Raw genomic sequence first — 19,366 nt, forward strand, 5'->3', positions numbered from 1 at the left:
TCCCGCGTCGTCGCGACGGCTCGTTCAGCGCGCGACCTGCAGTCGTCAGTCGGGTCTCGCGGTCAAATCGTCCGTCTCTCGTCGTGTGCGAGTCGCTCGAGTTCCGCGAACACGTCCTCGGGGTCCTCGATTCCGGACCGGTCACAGCGGATGTCGAACCACCGGGTGCGTCGGCGCTCGAGGATCAGTTCGTCGTCGGTCAGCCGAACGGCCGCGATCGCATCCCACGGGACGAACGTTTTCCCGACCGACTTGTCGACGACGACCCCCGCTTCGTGTGCGTGCAGTTCCGGCGGATTCCACCGGTCCTCCGGCTCGAAACTGTTCCAGTCGTCGCCCCAGTCGAACCACTGTGAGGCGACCACGATAGCGGCGTATAACACCCAAAACAGGCCGGCTATGCCTCCCGACGTCCACGCAGTCACGAGTCCGACAGCACCGATCATCAGGACCAGCATCACGTTCCAGACGCGCTCGTCGGCGCGGAAGTCGGATCTGTGCCACGTCCAGCTCGCGGCCGGCTCGTCGACGGTGATCGCGTCGATGTACCGGTTTTTCGCCATCCGCTCGACGCCGAATCCGGACACGCCCGTCAGGGCGACCAGCGCGACCGTAACGACGACGAGTCGGCCGGTGGCCTCGATAGGTGCGAACCGAGGGGCGACGAGCATCGCCCCGAACGCCGCCGCTGGCGCGTAACAGGCGAGGCGTCGCCACCTGTTCCGTCCGATTCGCTCGGGGAGGCCGTGTGCGCGTTTCGTGTAAATGTGACCGACGATCGCGACGGCCGTCACCGTACTCGGGAGGACCCCGAGCAGCGTCGCGGTCGACGTGCCGGCGAGCAACCCCGCGAGTGCGATGATGCCGGTGACGACGATCCCGAGATAGAAGCCGAACCCGGCCTGAAAGCCGATGTCGGGTTCACCGACCCGAACGATCGCGCGTCGCTCGTGAGATGCCACGGTGTTCCAGACTTCGATCGCGGAGTATAAAATAAATGCGGTGCTATCGCTCCGCAAACACTCGCCGCCGGCTCGAGACGGCGGCCATCGGCAGCGTCTCCTGTAAGCATTAACACACTGCTCGTGGTCGATGCGGTATGCTCGTCCAGTTCCGCCAGTACAAACACGAGGAGGTACAGTTCGACGACAACAGGACGACCGGCGAGTCCCAGACCGAAGACGCGGTGAACCCCGAGGGGGAGGAGTACTTCGGCAAAGACGTGGCCGAACTCGACGTCGAGACCTGGGAGACCGTCGAGTACGAGGGCGACCCGATTCAGCGGCGCTCCCTCACGGTCGACGGCGTCACGGCCGTCTCCGTCCCGCAGGACGCGACCGACGGGGACGAGGACGAGTCGGGCCTCCCCGGGACGACGGTTCAGTTGCGGATGGAGGGCGGTATCGAGTCCTTCGAGCGGGCGGCGATCGTCGAAGTGCAGGACGAGAACCCGCAGGAGACGGAGCGCGAGTGAACGGCGGCCACAGCGGGCGATCCCCGCGATAGCTCTCGGACCGGCGGCAGCCGTGGGTCTCGGCCGGGGCGTCGACTCTCGTAGGCGCACGCGGGTCCGCAGTGGGAGCGACCGAGCGACCGTCACACCGCTGCGGGACGAGAGGGGTGACAACCTCTGTCGGTGGCGGTGTGGTCCCGAAATCGTTTTCAAGCGGTCGCGCGCACACTCGGTATGCCGACGGAATCGGACACTCATTATGACCCCTCGCTGGGGAACAAGTTCATCTTCGTCACCGGCGGTGTCATGTCGGGGCTTGGAAAGGGGATCACGGCCGCGAGCACCGGCCGCCTCCTGAAAAACGCCGGGTTCGACGTCACCGCAGTGAAGATCGACCCGTACCTGAACGTCGACGCGGGGACGATGAACCCCTACCAGCACGGGGAAGTCTACGTCCTCGAGGACGGCGGCGAGGTCGACCTCGATCTGGGGAACTACGAGCGGTTCCTCGACATCGACATGACCTCGGACCACAACATCACCACGGGGAAGACGTATCAGCACGTTATCGAGAAGGAGCGGGCCGGCGACTATCTGGGGAAGACGGTCCAGATCATTCCGCACATTACCGACGACATCAAGCGCCGCATTCGCGAGGCCGCGGCGGGGACAGACGTCTGTATCATCGAAGTCGGTGGCACCGTCGGTGACATCGAGGGGATGCCCTACCTCGAGGCGCTGCGCCAGTTTGCCCACGAGGAACCGGAAGAGAACGTTCTCTTTACCCACGTCACGCTGGTGCCCTACTCGAAGAACGGGGAACAGAAGACGAAGCCGACGCAGCACTCGGTCAAGGAGGTGCGTTCGATCGGCCTGCAGCCCGACATTATCGTCGGCCGCTGCGAGGATCGCCTCGATCCGGAAACCAAAGAGAAGATCGCGCTGTTCTGTGATATCCCGACCGAGGCGGTGTTCTCCAATCCCGACGTCGAGGACGTCTACCACGTCCCGCTGATGGTCGAGGACGAGGGGCTCGACCAGTACGTCCTCGAGCACTTCGGACTGGCCGACGAGGCCCTGCCAGCGGGCGAACGGGCCAACGGCTGGCGGGAGACCGCCACCACCGAGAAAGACGGCGAGATAGACATCGCGCTGGTCGGCAAGTATGACTTGGAGGACGCGTACATGTCGATCCACGAGTCGCTGAAACACGCCGGCTTCGAACTCGGCCTTGACGTGAACGTCCACTGGGTCCACGCCGACGGGATGGCCGACGGGTACGACGACCAACTCGAGGACGCCGACGGGATCATCGTCCCCGGCGGCTTCGGGATGCGCGGCACCGAGGGGAAGATCCGGGCGGTCCAGTACGCCCGCGAGAACGACGTGCCCTTCCTCGGGCTCTGTCTGGGCTTCCAGATGGCGGTCGTCGAATACGCCCGGAACGTGCTCGGCCTCGAGGACGCTCACTCCGCCGAGATGGAAGCGGACACGCCTCATCCGGTCATCGACATCCTGCCCGAACAGTACGAGGTCGAGGACATGGGCGGCACGATGCGGCTCGGCGAGCACACGACCGTGATCGAACCCGAAACGCTGGCCTACGACCTCTACGAAGATACGTCCTGTAGCGAGCGCCACCGCCACCGCTACGAGGTCAACCCCGAGTACTTCGACCAGTTCGACGACGAGCCGCTGGTCTTCTCGGGCACCGCGGGCAACCGGATGGAGATCCTCGAACTCGAGGACCACCCGTTCTTCCTCGGGACGCAGTTCCACCCCGAGTACACGTCCCGGCCCGGGCAGCCGAGCCCGCCGTTCCTCGGACTGCTCGAGGCGGTTCTGGAGAACGAATCCGAAGCCACGACCGCCGACGCCAAGGCCTGAGTCGGGCCGGTTCGTCGGACAACCCGGAACGGGCACCGCTGTCCGCAGGTAGCGACCGCACGTTTGTGACCAGCCATCGGTCGGCGCTGTACGACGATGGTCGACGAAATCCAGTCGCGATACTCCAGTCCACCCGAATCGTCGGCGGACATCGGGGTGCTGAAACCCAACCGACGGTACTGGACCGGATTCGACGCCTCGTGGACGACGGACGACACGCGACGGTCGACGGAGCGGTCGTCGAGGTCCGCCAGGGTATCATCGAACCCTACGAACAGTCCTTCCTCGGCGAGCGGACGCTCGTGTTCGAGACCGACCTCGAGGAACACCTCGACCCCGTGGTCGAGTGGTGTCGCCAGAACGGCGGCTACTGCCTCGGAGACTTTCCCCGTCACTGGTCCGGGAAGCAGTACTGGGCGGTTCCGGATACGGGCAAGCCGAACGCGAAGCTGTCCGAGGAAGTCGAGTCGTTCTGGGAAACGGTCGCACCGCGATACGCCGGCCAGTCGCGCGTCCTCTACGAGGTGTGCAACGAGCCGACAACCCGAGTATGTGGGACGACCCGCTCGAGGCCGAATTCGGAACCGAGTCCCGATTATCCGAGCGCGATAGGCACGAGATCATATTAAAAAACACATTGTTGTAAAAATTGATATGCTGGAAGCAACATCACTGCGTAGACCCAGCGCAGCGAGCTGGCTATTACCATGACGAACCACGATAAGATGCAAGGAACGGAAGGCGCGTCGAAACGGAACGATCGCGGGACGGCCACCCGTCGAGACTACCTGCGGACGGTCGGTGTCGCGGGAGCCATCGGCGTACTCTCCACCGCGGGTGCGGGCGCAGCGACCGCACAGAGCGACGACTGGGAGAGCGAGGCCGACCGGCGGATCGCCGAGCACCGGCAGGGACGCCTCGAGGTACAAGTCGTCGACGGGAACGGCCAACCGATCCCGAACGCCGACGTCGACGTCGAGATGCAAGAACACGACTTCGGGTTCGGTACCGCCGTCGGTGCGACGATCGTCACGGGCACGGACTCGGATGTGTCCCAGGAAGACGCCGAGGAGTACCGTTCGGTCGTCCCCGAGCTGTTCAACACGGCGGTCCTCGGAAACCACCACAAGTGGCGGTTCTTCGAGGAGAATCAGGACATCGCCGACGAGGCGACCGCGTGGCTCCTCGATCAGGGGCTGCGCATGCGCGGCCACGTCTGCATCTGGGGAAGCGTCGACGCGTGGTCCGTCCCGGGGGACGTCGTCGACGCGATGGGCGTCGACCACGAGAGCGGAAACACGGGGCCGGACCTGGATCCGGCGCACGTTGAACAGCGCTCGCTCGACCACATCGAACGGATCATCTCCCACTACGACGACTTCGAGTACGACGGCACGTACTACGGATCGGTGATCGATCAGTGGGACGTGGTCAACGAGGTGGTCCACCAGCAGGGACTGATCGAGGCAGTCGACGGCGAGAACGTCGACGGTGTGGAGGCACCGATCCTGGCGGAGTGGTACCGCCAGGCGACCGAGGTCGCCCCCGACGACGTCGCGCTGGACGTCAACGACTACAACACGCTCGAGGGTCCGTACCAGTACGCCCGCGACGCGTATCACCGCCAGATCGAGTTCCTCAACGATTCTTCCGGAGCCAGGCTCGATGGCGTGGGCCTCCAGTCGCACTTCAGCGAGGACGAGGCGCTCACGCCCGACGAGACCCTGTCCACGCTAGACGAGTACGCCGCCCACGGCGTCGACGTGCGGATCACGGAGTTCGACGCGGCCGACGAAAATTGGGCGGACGAGGCTCAGGGCGAGTTCCTCTACCAGTTCATGAAGACCACCTTCAGTCACGAGGCGGTGACGGACTTCGTTATCTGGGGTCCCTGGGACGGATCCCACTGGCGGGACGATGCGCCGTTGTTCTACGAGGATTGGACGCCCAAGCCCGGATACGACGCGTATACCGATCTCGTGTTCGATCAGTGGTGGACGTCGGACGCGGGCACGACCGACGACAGCGGCACCTACGCCACGGACGCGTTCCTCGGCGTCCACGAGGTGACGATCACCGCCGGCGGCGAGTCGACGACCGAGCAGGTGTCGGTAACCGACGCGAGCGGGACGACCGACCTCGTCGTCACCCTCGGGACGAGCACCAACGACTGCGAGGACCAAGGCGGCGTCCAGGTGGGCGACCACTGCGCTCGAGATCCCGACGACGATGGTCTGTACGAGGACGTCAATGGCGACGGCCAGACCACGCACGGCGACGTGAACGCGTTCTTCGAGAATCTCGACAGCGACGACATCCAGGGGAACGCCGACGCGTTCGACTTCGACGGGAACGGCCGCATCGGCTTCAGCGACGTGATTTCCCTTCTGAGGGATATCTAGCCACGGCTGAACGGAGCTGGATCGTCGACTGATCCGGACGGGAACGGTCGCGTCGATCGGCGTCGACGGGTGCTGAAAGCGATCGGCACCGGGACGATCGACTTCGACGAGCGAACCATCGAACACGACAACTATGACAACGAATGACGAAGCTAGGGGTGAGCACGACGCGCCGTCGTCACGCGACCCCCAGGACACCGACGCGGATGAGTATCGCACGACCGACCAGCACGAGGCGACTTCACCGATAGACCGTCGCGACTACCTACGGACCGTCGGGGCCGTCGGGGTGCTCGGCGTCATGGGCGGGCTCGCGGGATCGGCGACCGGGAGCGCCGCCGCCCAGGCCGACTGGGAGACCGAGGCCGACCGACGGATCGCCGAGCACCGGCAGGGAAGCCTCGAGGTAGAAGTCGTCGACGAGACCGGCCAACCGGTCCCGAACGCCGACGTCGACGTCGAGATGGCCGAACACGACTACGGGTTCGGATACGTGCTGTCCGCCAACCTCCTCCTGAACGAGACGGAGCCCGGCCACCCGTACCGCGAGACCCTGAAGGAGGACTTCAACATCGTGTGGTTCGGGAACTACCACAAGTGGCGCTTCTTCGAGGAGAACCAGGAGATCGCAGATCAGGCCACCGCGTGGGCGAAGGACAACGGCCTGGATATCCGCGGCCACGTCTGCCTGTGGGCCAACGTCGACGCCTGGGCAGTGCCCGGTGACGTCGTCGACGCGATGGGCGTCGACCACCAGAGCGGTGAGAGCGGGGCGGACCTCGACCCCCAGCACGTCAGGGACAGAAGCTTCGAGCACGTCCGGGAGATCATCGAGCACTACGCCGACTTCGAGTACGAGGGCACCGAGTACGGGTCCGTCATCGAGGAGTGGGAGGTGATGAACGAGGTCGTCCACGTACCCGGCATGATTCGCGCCGTCAACGGCGTGCCCGGCGAGCAAGAATCCGACGACCTCGACCCAGTCACGGCGCCCGTCCTCGCGGAGTGGTACGATCACGCCCGCGACGTTGCGCCCGAGGACGTGGGCCTGGCGACCAACGACTACAACACGATGGAGGGCTCGCTGGAGTACGCCCGGAGCGCCTACGAGCGCCAGATCGAGTTCCTCGCCGAGAACGGATCGCTCGATTACGCCGGAATCCAGAGTCACTTCGGCGACCGGGACTCGGCGGTCTCGCCCGAAGAGACCCTGGACGTCCTCGACAGGTACGCCCAGCACGGCGTCCGCCTGCGCGTGACGGAGTACGACGCGACCGGCGACGACTGGTCCGACGAGGAGAAGGCCGACTTCTTCCACGACTACCTCAAGACCGTCTTCAGCCACGACGCGACCGACGCCTTCCTGGTCGCGGGCGGGAGCGACGCGCACCACTGGCGGGACGACGCGCCGTTCTTCTACGAGGACTGGACGCCCAAGCCCGCCTACCACGTGTATCAGGACCTCGTCTTCGACGAGTGGTGGACGGAAGCGTCGGGCACGACCGACGACAGCGGCACCTACGCCACGGACGCGTTCCTCGGCGTCCACGAGGTGACGATCACCGTCGGCGGCGAGTCGACGACCGAGCAGGTGTCGGTGACCGACGCGAGCGGGACGACCGACCTCGTCGTCACCCCCGGGACGAGCACCAGCGACTGCGAGGAGCAGGGCGGCGTCCAGGTGGGCGAGCACTGCGCTCGAGATCCCGACGACGATAGCCTGTACGAGGACGTCAACGGCGACGGCCAGACCACGCACGGCGACGTGAACGCGTTGTTCGAGAATCTCGACAGCGACGACATCCAGGGGAACGCCGACGCGTTCGACTTCGACGGGAACGGCCGCATCGGCTTCAGCGACGTGATTTCCCTTCTGAGGGATATCTAGAGGCTGCACGGAGCTGGGCCGACGCGCTCGAGCGGTGACAGGTGCTGAAAGCGATCAGCGACGGAGCGATCGGTACGATCGGCGCGACCGCCTCGAGTGGCGGCGTTTCGGCGACGAGTTACGCCGACACGTACGACGAGAATCCACTGTCCGGTCCGACTTCGCGGACCCGACGATCTACCGCACCGACGACGGGACCCGGTGGACGTCCGCCTCGAACGTGGCCTCCGATCAGTCGGACGGCGAACGACTGGTTCCGATCCTCTCCTCGTCGGACCTCGTCGACTGGACGTTCCAGGGCGAGGCCTTCGACACCCGTCCCGGCTGGGTACCGCCACGACATCTCCTTCATAAAAATTACGGGTGAATGAAAGGGAAACTCGATACCGAACTGAGACACCACGGGACGAGCGGAACTACTGCCGACATCGTCGTCGAGACGTCACGAATCGCTCGATTCCCCAATCGGAAGGCGAATGTATGTCCTTCAAATAGAAAATTTTAACAGTTACTTTCCCGGTTTTTCTAACGGCTCCAACTGGACGGTCTCGTCACTGGTTCGGACGGAAACGATCGCGTCGACCGGCGTCGACGAGGTGACGAATCAGTGGCGATTCGGGTGCGTGGGAACGGGCATTGGGACACAGAATGACAGATCCACTTCGACGGGAACTGGAACGGCTGGGATTTTCCGACGCCGAGATAGAGGTGTACCTCGGCGTCGTCGACGTCGGAGAGGCTTACGCGTCGGAACTCGCGGAACTGACGGACGTCTCGAAGCGCCACGTCTACCGGAGCTGTGAACGCCTCGAGACGTGGGGACTGGTCGACGTGCAGGAGCAACTGCAACCGACGATGATACGAGCGAGCCCGCCGGAGGAAGTGGCGGCCATCATCGAGGACAGTTACGACACGATACTTGATCAGGTCGAAACGAGGTACGAACGTTCACCGGACGGCTTCGATCAGGTCGAGGTTCTCAAACGCGAGATAACGACCGTCGCTCGCTGTCGGGATTTGATCGCGAACGCGGAGGAGTGGGTGATCGTCGTGGCCCCAGTGGATCTGGTGGCGGAACTGGCCGAGGAGCTGGCAGCCGCCAGGCAACGCGGCGTTTTTTCGCTCGTGCTCACCGACACGACGAGCGACGTCGAGGGACGATCGATCGAGGAGATAACGGACGTGTTGCGATACCGAGAACGGCTCGACGTGTTCGCGGAGTTTGCGGTCGCCGCCGACTACACCCTGTCACTCATGATCCGAAACGGGGACGGTCCGATCGACACCGAACAGTACGGCCCCGGCCTCTTCTTCGATCAGGAGGGGCTGTCGGGCCGGATTATCGGGTCGATATTCGCCAACGAGTGGCGCCTCGGAACCGAAGAGTGGGCCCCCGATCCGGTCGAGCTCCCGCACACCTTCGAGCTGTATCCGAGAACCGTCGCCCACGCTGCGCTGCATCGTCGGGAGGGAACGTCCCTCCGTGCGACCGTGCAATGCCGGCGCGTCCAGGACGGAGAGCGCACGGAACTCACGGGTGAGGTCGTCGGCGTCCACCAGGGGATCGTGGATCCGTACGAGAAATCGTTCATGTCCGAACAGGCACTCATTCTCCGAACGGACGACGGTCGCGTGACCGTCGGTGGGCCACCTGCCACCATCGAGGACTACGCTGCACAGCGTGTCACGCTCGAACGAGGTGGCTCGGACGACGATTAATCCGCACCACAACTGCTGCTTGCTCATCACCCGGGCGAAGATCTGCTGACTGGGGGGCCGCTCACTGCCCGGCCGGGTCTCCACTCTGTGACGACATATGACACTCAAATTTTCCGGAATGTTAATGCATCTATATGTCGTGTTGCTATTTCGAATGGTAAGTGAACGTGCTTCGGCGGGGCGTGGTGAGGACGCCCAGACCGACTACGGGACGCCCGGGGGCACCGACCGAGGAACGATCTCGCGACGACAGATGCTGAAGACCGCCGGTGTGGGATTAGGGGCGATGGCGATTGGAACGTCGGGGGTGACCGCCCAATCCGCACCGGAGGGGTATCACGTACCGACGGGCGAGGACGCCGTCGGGCCACGCGTGATCTACCTGAACGACTTCGGTGGCGAGGGCGACAATCCCCAGGGGCTGATTCACTTCCTGCAGTACGTGGACTACCTGCGCGTCGAGGGAATCGCTTCTACCCAGCCCCTTCCGAGTTCGGACGAGGTCCACAAGCAAATCGACATGTACGAAGAGCACTGGGAGAACTACCGCACTCACTCGGACTTCCCCTCGCCAGACGAGCTTCGTGGCCTCGTCACGTCGGCTGCGAGTAGTACCCAGTCCGGGTACGAGCCGTCGGGCGTCAGTGAGACTGCACAGCACATCATCGACCGGGCGCACGCCGACAGCGACGATCCACTGTACCTGGCCGTCGGCGGCTCGATGACCGAGGTCGCCCAGGCGGTCCACGAGGACCCCTCGATCACGGATTCGATCCGTGTGACTTCGGTCGGCTCCTGGAACACCGACCAGGATCCCAACGCACGGGACTACCTCTACAACGAACACCCGGACCTCTGGTGGGTCGAAAGCGACAGCGCGTACACCGGAACGTGGACCCACACGAATGCGGACACCTGCGGGTACATGCAGGAGCACATCCACGGTGTCGGGGCGCTGGGCGAGTACTGGGCGACCATCGAGCCCTGCTGTAACGGTCGGGGCTGCTGGCAGACCGGCGACTTCTTCACCTACGCATTGTTGCTCCACGGCGATCCGGACGATCCGACGAGTCCGTCCTGGGGCGGTCGCTGGAACCCGACGGATCACGGCTCCAACTACTGGACCGACATCGGTGGAGAGACCATCGGCAGGTGGGCCGACGACTACTTCGCGGACTTCGCGCGGCGCCTCTCCTGGGGCGTCGAGCCGGCGGAAGATCCGGAGTCCCAGCCCCCGACGACGCCGGGGAATCTGTCCTCATCGAACGCGACGCTGACGTCCGTCGACCTGTCGTGGGACGCCTCGACCGACAGCGGTGGCAGTGGACTGGCCCACTACGCGGTGTCGATCGACGGGGCGCACTTCGTGGACGTGCCGGCAGGCACGACGAGCACGACACTGTCGGGTCTCGCGCCGGGGACGAGCTACGAGGTGGGCGTCACGGCCGTCGACGGCGTGGGCAACGAGTCCGGCGCTGCGACGACGTCGGTGTCGACGACGGAGGGGTCGGTGGTGACGGCGATCAACGCGGGCGGCGACAGCTACACGTCGGGCGACATCACCTACGAGGCGGACCCGCTGACGACGGGCTCGACGAACTCGACGACCGACGACATCGGGGGAACGAGCGACGACGCGCTGTACCAGACCGAGCGCTACGGCGAGCAGTTTACGTACGACCTCTCGGTGCCGGACGGGACGTACGCGGTGCAGTTGCTGTTCGCGGAAATCTACCACAGCAGCGCGGGCCAACGGGTCTTCGACGTCTCCGTCGAGGGGACCGAACAGCTCTCCGAATACGACCTGTACGCGGCGGCCGGCCACGACCGTGCGACGGTCGAGACCGTCCAGGGCGTGAGCGTCTCGGACGGTTCGCTGACGATCGAGTTCACCGCGAGTGTGGACAACGCGAAGGTGAGTGCGATCCGGGTGCTCAGCACCGACTCCGATGGCGGCGACGAACTTCCCGCCGTGGGTGACAACGCGAATCGGCCGACGGACCCGGACGGGGACGGCCGCTACGAGGACGTCGACGGCGACGGCCAGCCGACCCACAGGGACGTCAACGCCCTCTTCGAGAACATCGACGCCGAGGAGGTTCAGAACAACCCCGACGCGTTCGACTTCGACGGGAACGGTCGAATCGGCTTCTCGGACGTTCTCGAACTACTGCGACAGGTGTAGTCGCCTCGAGTCGGATACGTATCGTTCCGCTCGGCGGTTGACCTCCTCCCACGTTCACAAGTGCTTCGCTCCTGTGTGGCCCATCAGAACGCTTCGCGTTCTGCGGACGGCTGAAGCCGTGGGATTCCACTGCGTGGGTGAGTCAGGCGGTGCCTGTGCCACCGGTGGCAAGATTCCCCTCGCAGGGACACCGTTCGAGTCGCTTCCAGCCACTCGAGCCGTCGGTTCGAACCCGTCCGGGGACGCGGCCGACTGACGATTCAAAATCGTTTTGTCCGTGCCGATCCGAAACTCGCCATGGCGATTACGCTCGGTAGAACTATTCTGTGCGCAGCTGCGATGGGACGACAGAAGGGTGACCGCGAATGGTAGCGACAGACACGTTCGTCCCCGACGCAGTTGCAGAGATCGACGAGGAAATCGGCGACGCGAACGCCGTCATCGCCCTCTCGGGCGGCGTCGACTCCTCGGTCGCCGCCGCGCTGGCCTACGAGGCCATCGGCGACCGACTCACGCCGGTGTACGTCGATACCGGCCTGATGCGAAAAGGCGAGACCGACCAGATCCGCGAGACGTTCGACTACATGGAGTCGCTCCGGGTCGTCGACGCGAAGGATCGCTTCCTCGAGGCCCTGTCGGGCGTCACCGACCCCGAGGAGAAGCGATCGGTCATCGGCGAGCAGTTCATCCGGGAGTTCGAGCGCGAAGCGAAAGACGCGGATGCGGACTACCTCGTCCAGGGGACGATCTACCCCGACCGCATCGAGAGCGAGGGTGGGATCAAGTCCCACCACAACGTCGGCGGACTCCCCGACGTCGTCGACTTCGACGGCATCGTCGAACCCGTCCGCGACCTCTACAAGGACGAGGTCCGCGAAGTCGCGCGTCACCTGGGCCTCGACGAGCTCGTCGCCGAACGGATGCCGTTCCCCGGTCCGGGTCTCGCCGTCCGCGTGATCGGCGAGGTCACCGAGGAGAAACTCGAGGTCGCGCGCCACGCCTGTCACGTCGTCGAGGAGGAACTCGAGGAGTACGAGCCGTGGCAAGCGCTCGCGGCCGTCATCGGCAAGGCGACGGGCGTCAAGGGCGACAACCGGGTCCACGGCTGGGTCGTCTCCGTGCGGTCCGTCGACTCCCGTGACGGGATGACCGCTCGCGCCCAGGAGATCGACTGGGACACGCTCCAGCGCATTCAGTCCCGAATCACCGGGTCCCACGAGAACGTCGCCCGCGTCGTGTACGACGTGACCCACAAACCGCCCGCGACCATCGAGTACGAATGAGCACCGGGACGACCGCAGTCGTCGCCGGCCCCGACGAGGACGGCATCGGCGCGGCGCTCGAGACCGAAGGCGTCGACGTGACCCGACTCACCGGCGTTATCTCCCGTCCGCAACTCGAGGAGGCGGGCATCGTCGTTGCCGACCTGTACGTCCTGACCGACGTCGGACAGGCGACGACGATCCCGATCGTGTGTGACCTGAACGACGACGTGCGAACCGTCGTCTACGCGCGACGGACCGTCCCCGAGTTCGTCAAGGGACAGCTCGACATCGCGATCGACCCGCAGCTGATGGACGCGAGCGTCGTCGCCGACGAGCTCGTCGACTGACGCCGACGGCCCCCGACCGGTCCCCGACGACTCCGGAAACGACGATCGAGCGACCGTTTTGTCCGTTGCGTACTGTAGGGAATGCCGAATCGCTATTGTAGCAGTGTAAACTGTCTCGATCCCGAATTCGGGCGAATAAATTCGCATTGAATTCGGCGGAATTCGGCGTAAGATCCCTATACCATCACCCCCGTTCAAGTGAGATCGGCCAGTAGGATGCGACGGAGGTCGACGGGCAGACCCCACCGAAGGCACCCACCACCTGCTCCCGCGACTTCCAGCAACCCCACCACAGCACCCTTCCCCCACCACTGCCAACCGATCCTTGCCGACGCGGGCCCACCCCCACCCCGGCTCGCGTGGCACCCTGCGATTCTGGCATTCGGTGCGCGGCGGTCTCCGCCGCGCTCCGGGGATGGACCCCCCTTTCCGTGCACCGATCGACACCGATCGGGCGACCGTCCGTCGAACGGAACTCCCGAGAACACAGCCCGCTCAGCTATCGGTCTCTCGGTCTCGAAGCCGCTTCAGAACGGGAATTTCCTCGAGTCGCTCGTCGTCGAGCAGGTCCCAGTCGATCCCGGCTGGCTGGTCGCTCTCGTCGAGTCGAATCGTCCGGTCCGGCGTGACCACGAGCGTCATCGAGACGTCGTGGGCTCCGGTCGCGACGGGGTCGTCGATCAACTGCCGTTCGTGGACCGTCGTCGCGACCGGCGTCCCGTCGTCGACCAGTCCGAGGTCCCGGAGCACGGCGTACTCGAGGTCGCTGTAGCCCTCGCCTTTGCCGATCCGACCGCCGCGCTCGGTGACCGCGACGCTCCCGGAGACGATCAGATCGACGCGGTCGACCGCGTCCGGGCCGACCTGCTCGCCGTGTTTCGACGACCCCGAGACGGTCGTCGCCGCGTCGTAGTCCTCGAGATCGGCGGGATCGAGTTTCAGGAAACACCGCTCGTCGCGAAGCCGCGGGACCGCCATGTAGACCGTCTTCCCCTCGCGCAGCGCGCGCCGCCGAACGGGCAGCTGCGGGGCGTCCGGATTCGTTTTGATCGTCGTCGCCGCCTCCCACTCGGGTTGCTCGGCCAGCCGATCGGCGGCTTCGCTCGCGCCCGCGAAGTTCGGGATCCGACCGTGGGGCGGGAAGGGGAACCGCGCTTGGCCGCTCTCTTCCAGGTCGTCCCAGACGCGTTCGCGGATCGATTCCTTGTCGAGACCGTCGGACACGGCACCGTCGCCGTCGGCGGTCACGTCACGCACCCCCGTCGGCTCCGTCGCCTTCAGCCTCGCCGTCGTCGGCGTCCGACTCGGCCACCCCTGCGCGCTCGACGATCGCGAGCGCTTCCGGGACGACGATCTCCTCGAGCGCGAGCCGAACGGCATCGGCATCTCCCGGCAGGGAGAACACCACCGAGCCCTCGGCGATGCCGGCGATCGTCCGCGCGGTGATGGCTTCCGTGCCGATCCGTTCGTAGGCCAGCACGGTGAACAGTTCGCTGAAGGTGGCCAGCTCTTTCTCCAGCAGCGGTTCGACCGCCTCGATCGTGACGTCGGTCGGTTCGACGCCCGTCGCGCCGGCGGTGATCACGACGTCGACGTCGTCGCGGTCGATCAGTCGCGAGACGATCGACTGCACTCTGTCGTGATCCGCACCGACGTGTTCGCGTACCGTAACCTCGTTGCCGCTGTCCTCGAGCGCCGTGACGATCGCCTCTCCGGAGTCGTCGCTCTCGAGCGACCGGTTCGACGCGATCGTGACGACGCCGGTACAGAGCGTTCCGTCGCCGGGTTCGGCGTCGGCCGTCTCCGTGTCGGTCATACGTCGTCTTCGAAAGCCGGCCGGTAAAAACTACGTACACGCGCTATGCACTGGGATCCGGTCCCATGCCGAGATCCGAATCGGTGTCGCGGCTCTGGCCCGATTCGGGATCGTGCGCCGGTTCCAGGTCCGACTCCGACGACGCGCCGGTATCGAGGCCGTCGATGAGCGACTCGAGCGTCTCGATGTGATCTTCGAACAGTTCCTCGCCGTGTTCGGTGAGTCGATACGTCGTCCGGGGCGTTCCGTCGACGAACGCCTTGTCGACGGCGACGCAGTCCGCGTCTTTCATGCGGTCGATGTGGCTGGCGAGGTTCCCTTCGGTGACCTCGAGCGTCGACGTGAGTTCGGTAAACCCCGTCTCGCCGTTGGCGTAAAGGTGCGCGAAGATGCGGAGTCGCGTGGGCTGGTGGACGAGTTTATCGAATTCCATCTTCGTAGCGTGAGAGGACGGTGTAGGTTCCAACGTGGTGCAGTGCGATTCCGGCTCCGAGGGCGGCGTACTCCCATCCCCTGAGGAAGGGGACGTGGGGGATCACCGCTGCGAGAGCCATGATCCACGCGCCGCCGACGACGAAGGCGTACTGATCGACGGCCCGGATACCGGACGCGGCGAGCAACTGGCCCATGAGGACGTAGCCGACGCCGACGACGGCCCCCGCAGAGACGAGCGCCAGACGGACCGCGTTCGTCGCGTCGAGGCTCTCGAAGACGGGCCGGAGCCCGACGAGTAAGACGCTGATTCCGGCGAAGACGGCGAGGCCCCAGCGGCGCTGATCCGGCACCCCCGTCGGCGGTCGGTAGTTCGACCTGAGCCGTCGCTTCGCGAGTTCGCAGCCGGCGATCACGCCGCCGAAGGCGACGACGATCCACGGCCGGAACCCCTCGCGGAGCCAGAACTGGACGACGGCGAAGAGGAGCCCGACGCAGATCCCCTCGACGATCCAGAACCGCCACCAGTAGGGGTGGTCCGACGCGAGCCCCATCGCCCCCTTGATCTCCTCGAGGTCGGTCCGGAGCGCGTCCGCGTCGACGTCCTCGGAGACGTCCCCCGTCATCGTCGATCGGAAGTCATCGGCGTCGACACACCGTTCGTGTAGTACGTGAAGAGGTCGGTATAGGTCGGTTCGACGATCTCGAGGGCCGTCCGATCGATCCCCGCAGCGTCCGAGATCGCGTCGCGTACCGACCTCCCGTCGTCAGTACCTGCGTCGTACCGCCGTGGGACGAAGCCGCGGACGTTCCCGGCCACCGCGAACGGGGCTCCGTCGACGACGTCCGCGAGGGCGCTCGCGTTCGATGCACCCGTCTCGAGGACGGGCGGGACCGACGCGAGCAGTTCGTCGGGCGGTCCGGTCGCGACGATCCGGCCGTCCGCGAGGAAAGCGATCCGGTCCGCGATATCGGCGTTCATCGGTCGGTGGCTGGCAACGACGATCGTCTTCCCCGCCGCCCGTTTTTCGCGAAACAGCTCGTGGACCGTCGGGATCGTTCCGAGATCCAGCGCCGCGGTCGGCTCGTCGAACAGGTACAGCGGGGCATCGATGCTGGCGGCGATGGCGAGTTCGAGTTTCCGAACCATACCGCCGGAGTAGTCCGCGACGGGTCTCTCGAGGTCGTCGGCGATCCCCAGCCGCTCGACGTGGTCGCGCCACTCGTCGGTGAACTGCGGGTGAAGCCGGCGGTAGAAGTCGACGTTCTCACGGCCGGTGAGGGACTCGAGTGCGAGCGCGTCCTGCAAGAGGAAACTCGTCGTGTCGGCGCGGGCCGTCGTCGGCTCGCCGAAGACGTCGACGCTGCCCGCGGACGGCGTTTGGCTGCCGGCGAGACAGGAGAGCAAAACCGACTTGCCGACGCCGTTCGGTCCCATCAGGACGAGGAGTTCCCCGTCCTCGACCGCGAGATCGACGTCCTCGAGGACGCCCGCTTCGCCGAAGGACTTGCTGACACCGCTGACGGTCGCGACCGGATCGCTCACGGCAGCCACCCCTGATCGTAGAGCGTTCGGTTCACGAGCATCGTTCCGGCAACGGTCGAGAGAACGGCGTACGCGGCGAGCAGTGCGAGGAACGCCGGCCCGGTCGGCATCCCGGGCGGCGCGACGCCGAGTTCGGTCCAGTTCTCGGCTGGGACGAGGTGATACACGAGCAGCCGCGTCGGGAGCGTGTTCGGGAGGTAGTTCAGTGCCGGCCCGTCGATCACCGACTGTGACGGGACGGCCCCGTTGAGTCCGGTGAGAATGAACGCCGTGACGGCGACGAGTGTGGTTGCCATCGACGCGATCCGTTTGTTCCCCGCGGCGACCACGAACGGTATCGCCACGACCATCCAGAAGAGACAGGTCAGCACGCCGGCGGCCAGAACGATCGGCACCGATTCGGGACCGCGGAGGCCGTAGGACGCGCCGGTTGCGAGGCCGGCGACGATCGTCACGGTGAACGCGCTCGCCGCGAGGACCAGTCCGGCGGCCATTCTGCCGGTCAGATCGGCCAACGGCGAGATTGGCATCGAACGATAGACCACGTAGCGTCTGTCCTCGAGATCGGTCGCGAGCTGATTCCCGAAGACGAAGAGACAGACGAACATCGACCCCAGAATCCCGATTCCGATGGAGACGATTGCGTCGGACACGGCTGACCCACTGGCCTCCTGTGTCGTCTGGAGCAGGTACATGATCGCCGGGAACGCGATCACCCATGCCAGCATGAGCCGACTGTTTCGGACCTCCTGTAGACTCCGTCGAGTGAACGCCTCGGCCTGCTCGAGCCAGACCCGCAGCCCGTCACTCGACTCGCGTTCCGCCCCGTACCCTTCCTGTATCTCGGCTGACATCGTCTTACGTCGTCCCGACGAGGTGCTGACACATAGTAGTTTGTGTTACAAAGTTACTTTCCGTCACAAACCGCTCGCTGCTCGAACGTCGAATGCTGGTAGGCCAACTGTTATGGACGGCGTTTCCGTTGGGCTGCGTATATGCAGGCAGTCCAATTCGCGGAACACGGCGACACGGACGTTATCGAGTACGGCGAGTACCCCGATCCCGAGATCGACCGGGACGAGGTGCTGGTCGACATCAAGGCTGCCGCGCTCAACCACCTGGACATCTGGACGCGGCGCGGAATGCCGGGGATCGACCTCGAGATGCCCCACATTCCGGGCAGCGACGGGGCCGGCGTCGTCGAGGACGTCGGCGAGGACGTCACCCGTTTCGAGGAGGGCGACCACGTCGCGCTCTCGGCCGGCGTCGGCGATCTCCGGATGGACGACCCGACGCTCGACCCCCGCTTTCACATCATCGGCGAACACGTCACCGGCGTCCACTCCGAGTACGCCGCGATCCCCGAGGACAACCTGATTCCCGTCCCCGATCACGTCGACTGGGCGGTCGCCGGCTCGAGTTCGCTGGTCTTCCAGACCGCCTGGCGAATGCTCATCGAGCGCGCCGACCTCGAGGCCGGCGAGGACGTGCTCGTCCTCGGAGCCAGCGGCGGGGTCGGTCACGCCGCCCTCCAGATCGCCGACTACGCGGGTGCGGAGGTCTACGCGACCGGCAGCACCGAGGAAAAACTCGACTACGCCGAGGAACACGGCGCGGACCACGTCTGTAACTACGAGGAGGAGGACTTCGCGGACTGGGTTCTCTCGGAGACCGGCGGTCGCGGCGTCGACGTCGTCGTCGAACACGTCGGCGCGCCGACGTGGCAGAATTCGCTGAAGAGCCTGACCAAGGGCGGACGGCTCGTCACCTGCGGCGGCACCGGCGGCGGCAACCCCGAGACGGACATTCCGCGTATCTTCTGGAATCAGCTCCAGATCATCGGTTCGACGATGGCCACGCCCGATCAGGTCGACGACGTGATGGAACTCGTCTGGGACGGCACGTTCGAGCCCGCGATCCGCGAGGAGCTGCCGATGAGCGAGACCGCGCGCGCCCACGAGATCATCGAGAACCGGGAGGGGTTCGGCAAAGTCGTCGTTCGGCCGGATAGCGAACGCTGATCGGCGCGACACGCGACCCCCGATCACGGTGGCTCCCGCTCGTGCAACCGTGAGGGCTTTCACTGCGCGCTCGAAACGAACTCCTAGTGACCTCGAGCGACGACGACGGCTACGTCCACGATCCGGCGGCGTTCGACGCCGGCGGAGACGACGAACGGGGGGCCGACGAGCCGAGCGACGGCGCGGGCGACGATCCGGCCCACCCTGCGACGGCCGACCGCGAGTTCGACTGGCGCGGCTGGACCCTCGTCGGCGTCCTGTGTTTCGCGTTTCTCGTCGCGCCGGCTTCCATCTATCTCGTTCCGCCGGGCGCGGAGGGCTACCGCTTCGCGCTACTGATTCTACCGTTAGCGCCCGCAATCGTGCTCGCGGTGACGGCCGTCTGGGCGACGACCCGACCCTGAA

At 65.5% G+C, this 19,366-nt stretch carries 18 protein-coding genes and 1 pseudogene; 12 read left to right on the forward strand and 7 right to left on the reverse strand.

The features are described 5' to 3' along the window. Positions 1-62: 62 nt before the first annotated feature. Positions 63-962 carry a PH domain-containing protein gene (locus BMX07_RS12975; protein ID WP_139210880.1) on the reverse strand — a complete coding sequence of 300 codons (900 nt, stop codon included), beginning with the start codon at positions 960-962 and terminating at the stop codon, positions 63-65. Positions 963-1,099: 137 nt separating this feature from the next. On the opposite strand from BMX07_RS12975, the gene BMX07_RS12980 reads away from it, so the two are divergent. The 10 genes from BMX07_RS12980 to BMX07_RS13025 all read left to right on the forward strand — a co-directional run bounded on the left by BMX07_RS12980 (position 1,100) and on the right by BMX07_RS13025 (position 13,146). Next, positions 1,100-1,474: a hypothetical protein gene (locus BMX07_RS12980; protein WP_090618304.1), complete on the forward strand. Its 375-nt coding sequence runs from the start codon at positions 1,100-1,102 to the stop codon at positions 1,472-1,474. A 213-nt stretch (positions 1,475-1,687) separates the two neighbouring features. After that, on the forward strand, positions 1,688-3,340 hold the full coding sequence (gene pyrG, locus BMX07_RS12985) for a glutamine hydrolyzing CTP synthase (protein ID WP_090618305.1): 1,653 nt from the start codon (positions 1,688-1,690) through the stop codon (positions 3,338-3,340). 200 nt (positions 3,341-3,540) lie between these two features. Beyond that, the gene (locus BMX07_RS24505) at positions 3,541-3,969 is read left to right on the forward strand and encodes a cellulase family glycosylhydrolase (protein WP_175480139.1); all 429 of its coding nucleotides are present in this window, start codon (positions 3,541-3,543) and stop codon (positions 3,967-3,969) included. 78 nt (positions 3,970-4,047) lie between these two features. Continuing rightward, a complete protein-coding gene (locus tag BMX07_RS12995) occupies positions 4,048-5,742 on the forward strand; it encodes an endo-1,4-beta-xylanase (protein WP_090618307.1) in 1,695 nt (564 codons plus the stop codon). 133 nt (positions 5,743-5,875) lie between these two features. Then, positions 5,876-7,630 (forward strand): endo-1,4-beta-xylanase, encoded by a 1,755-nt coding sequence (locus tag BMX07_RS13000; protein WP_090618308.1) that lies wholly within the window; start codon positions 5,876-5,878, stop codon positions 7,628-7,630. A gap of 34 nt (positions 7,631-7,664) precedes the next feature. Next, complete coding sequence (locus BMX07_RS13005; protein ID WP_090618309.1) at positions 7,665-7,997, forward strand: glycoside hydrolase family protein; 333 nt, start codon at positions 7,665-7,667, stop codon at positions 7,995-7,997. Between the two features lie 281 nt (positions 7,998-8,278). Beyond that, a complete protein-coding gene (locus BMX07_RS13010) occupies positions 8,279-9,349 on the forward strand; it encodes a TrmB family transcriptional regulator (RefSeq protein ID WP_090618310.1) in 1,071 nt (356 codons plus the stop codon). Positions 9,350-9,503: 154 nt separating this feature from the next. Then, the gene (locus tag BMX07_RS13015) at positions 9,504-11,534 is read left to right on the forward strand and encodes a malectin domain-containing carbohydrate-binding protein (RefSeq protein ID WP_175480140.1); all 2,031 of its coding nucleotides are present in this window, start codon (positions 9,504-9,506) and stop codon (positions 11,532-11,534) included. Between the two features lie 365 nt (positions 11,535-11,899). Continuing rightward, entirely contained in the window at positions 11,900-12,817 is a 918-nt protein-coding gene (gene guaA / locus BMX07_RS13020) for a glutamine-hydrolyzing GMP synthase (protein WP_090618312.1), read from the forward strand. Beyond that, on the forward strand, positions 12,814-13,146 hold the full coding sequence (locus BMX07_RS13025) for a DUF7126 family protein (protein WP_090618313.1): 333 nt from the start codon (positions 12,814-12,816) through the stop codon (positions 13,144-13,146). The genes guaA and BMX07_RS13025 overlap by 4 nt, the downstream gene beginning before the upstream one ends. A 495-nt stretch (positions 13,147-13,641) precedes the next feature. On the opposite strand, the gene BMX07_RS13030 is transcribed toward BMX07_RS13025, so the two are convergent. The 6 genes and pseudogenes from BMX07_RS13030 to BMX07_RS13055 form a co-directional block, all read right to left on the reverse strand. Continuing rightward, a complete protein-coding gene (locus tag BMX07_RS13030) occupies positions 13,642-14,403 on the reverse strand; it encodes a 5-formyltetrahydrofolate cyclo-ligase (RefSeq protein ID WP_245742110.1) in 762 nt (253 codons plus the stop codon). Continuing rightward, positions 14,396-14,962 (reverse strand): MogA/MoaB family molybdenum cofactor biosynthesis protein, encoded by a 567-nt coding sequence (locus BMX07_RS13035; RefSeq protein ID WP_245742111.1) that lies wholly within the window; start codon positions 14,960-14,962, stop codon positions 14,396-14,398. Before BMX07_RS13035 ends, BMX07_RS13030 begins: the two co-directional genes overlap by 8 nt. Before the next feature lie 148 nt (positions 14,963-15,110). Beyond that, positions 15,111-15,395 (reverse strand): annotated as a pseudogene (locus BMX07_RS13040) (transcriptional regulator); the annotation flags it as partial. Then, positions 15,382-16,020, reverse strand: coding sequence for a hypothetical protein (locus BMX07_RS13045; RefSeq protein WP_090618316.1), 639 nt, complete (start codon positions 16,018-16,020; stop codon positions 15,382-15,384). The pseudogene BMX07_RS13040 and the gene BMX07_RS13045, both read right to left, overlap by 14 nt. After that, a complete protein-coding gene (locus BMX07_RS13050; RefSeq protein WP_394328391.1) occupies positions 16,017-16,940 on the reverse strand; it encodes an ABC transporter ATP-binding protein in 924 nt (307 codons plus the stop codon). The genes BMX07_RS13045 and BMX07_RS13050 overlap by 4 nt, the downstream gene beginning before the upstream one ends. Further along, on the reverse strand, positions 16,937-17,794 hold the full coding sequence (locus BMX07_RS13055) for an ABC transporter permease (protein WP_090618318.1): 858 nt from the start codon (positions 17,792-17,794) through the stop codon (positions 16,937-16,939). The genes BMX07_RS13050 and BMX07_RS13055 overlap by 4 nt, the downstream gene beginning before the upstream one ends. A 141-nt stretch (positions 17,795-17,935) precedes the next feature. Between BMX07_RS13055 and BMX07_RS13060 the strand changes: the two genes are divergently transcribed. Both BMX07_RS13060 and BMX07_RS13065 read left to right on the forward strand, forming a co-directional pair. Next, positions 17,936-18,961 carry a zinc-binding dehydrogenase gene (locus BMX07_RS13060; RefSeq protein WP_090618319.1) on the forward strand — a complete coding sequence of 342 codons (1,026 nt, stop codon included), beginning with the start codon at positions 17,936-17,938 and terminating at the stop codon, positions 18,959-18,961. An 86-nt stretch (positions 18,962-19,047) separates the two neighbouring features. Then, positions 19,048-19,365, forward strand: a complete 318-nt coding sequence (locus BMX07_RS13065; protein WP_090618320.1) for a DUF7977 family protein — start codon at positions 19,048-19,050, stop codon at positions 19,363-19,365. The last annotated feature ends 1 nt before the right edge of the window (position 19,366 follow it).

It is taken from the genome of Natrinema salaciae (genome assembly GCF_900110865.1).
Lineage (GTDB): Archaea > Halobacteriota > Halobacteria > Halobacteriales > Natrialbaceae > Natrinema > Natrinema salaciae.

What these genes read in the sequence shown, in the direction of transcription:
- BMX07_RS12980 (WP_090618304.1), top strand. Translation starts at nt 1,100, where the DNA reads ATGCTCGTCCAGTTCCGCCAGTACAAACACGAGGAGGTACAGTTCGAC.
- pyrG (WP_090618305.1), top strand. Translation starts at nt 1,688, where the DNA reads ATGCCGACGGAATCGGACACTCATTATGACCCCTCGCTGGGGAACAAG.
- BMX07_RS12995 (WP_090618307.1), top strand. Translation starts at nt 4,048, where the DNA reads ATGACGAACCACGATAAGATGCAAGGAACGGAAGGCGCGTCGAAACGG.
- BMX07_RS13000 (WP_090618308.1), top strand. Translation starts at nt 5,876, where the DNA reads ATGACAACGAATGACGAAGCTAGGGGTGAGCACGACGCGCCGTCGTCA.
- BMX07_RS13010 (WP_090618310.1), top strand. Translation starts at nt 8,279, where the DNA reads ATGACAGATCCACTTCGACGGGAACTGGAACGGCTGGGATTTTCCGAC.
- BMX07_RS13015 (WP_175480140.1), top strand. Translation starts at nt 9,504, where the DNA reads ATGGTAAGTGAACGTGCTTCGGCGGGGCGTGGTGAGGACGCCCAGACC.
- guaA (WP_090618312.1), top strand. Translation starts at nt 11,900, where the DNA reads ATGGTAGCGACAGACACGTTCGTCCCCGACGCAGTTGCAGAGATCGAC.
- BMX07_RS13025 (WP_090618313.1), top strand. Translation starts at nt 12,814, where the DNA reads ATGAGCACCGGGACGACCGCAGTCGTCGCCGGCCCCGACGAGGACGGC.
- BMX07_RS13035 (WP_245742111.1), bottom strand. Translation starts at nt 14,962, where the DNA reads ATGACCGACACGGAGACGGCCGACGCCGAACCCGGCGACGGAACGCTC.
- BMX07_RS13045 (WP_090618316.1), bottom strand. Translation starts at nt 16,020, where the DNA reads ATGACGGGGGACGTCTCCGAGGACGTCGACGCGGACGCGCTCCGGACC.
- BMX07_RS13055 (WP_090618318.1), bottom strand. Translation starts at nt 17,794, where the DNA reads ATGTCAGCCGAGATACAGGAAGGGTACGGGGCGGAACGCGAGTCGAGT.
- BMX07_RS13060 (WP_090618319.1), top strand. Translation starts at nt 17,936, where the DNA reads ATGCAGGCAGTCCAATTCGCGGAACACGGCGACACGGACGTTATCGAG.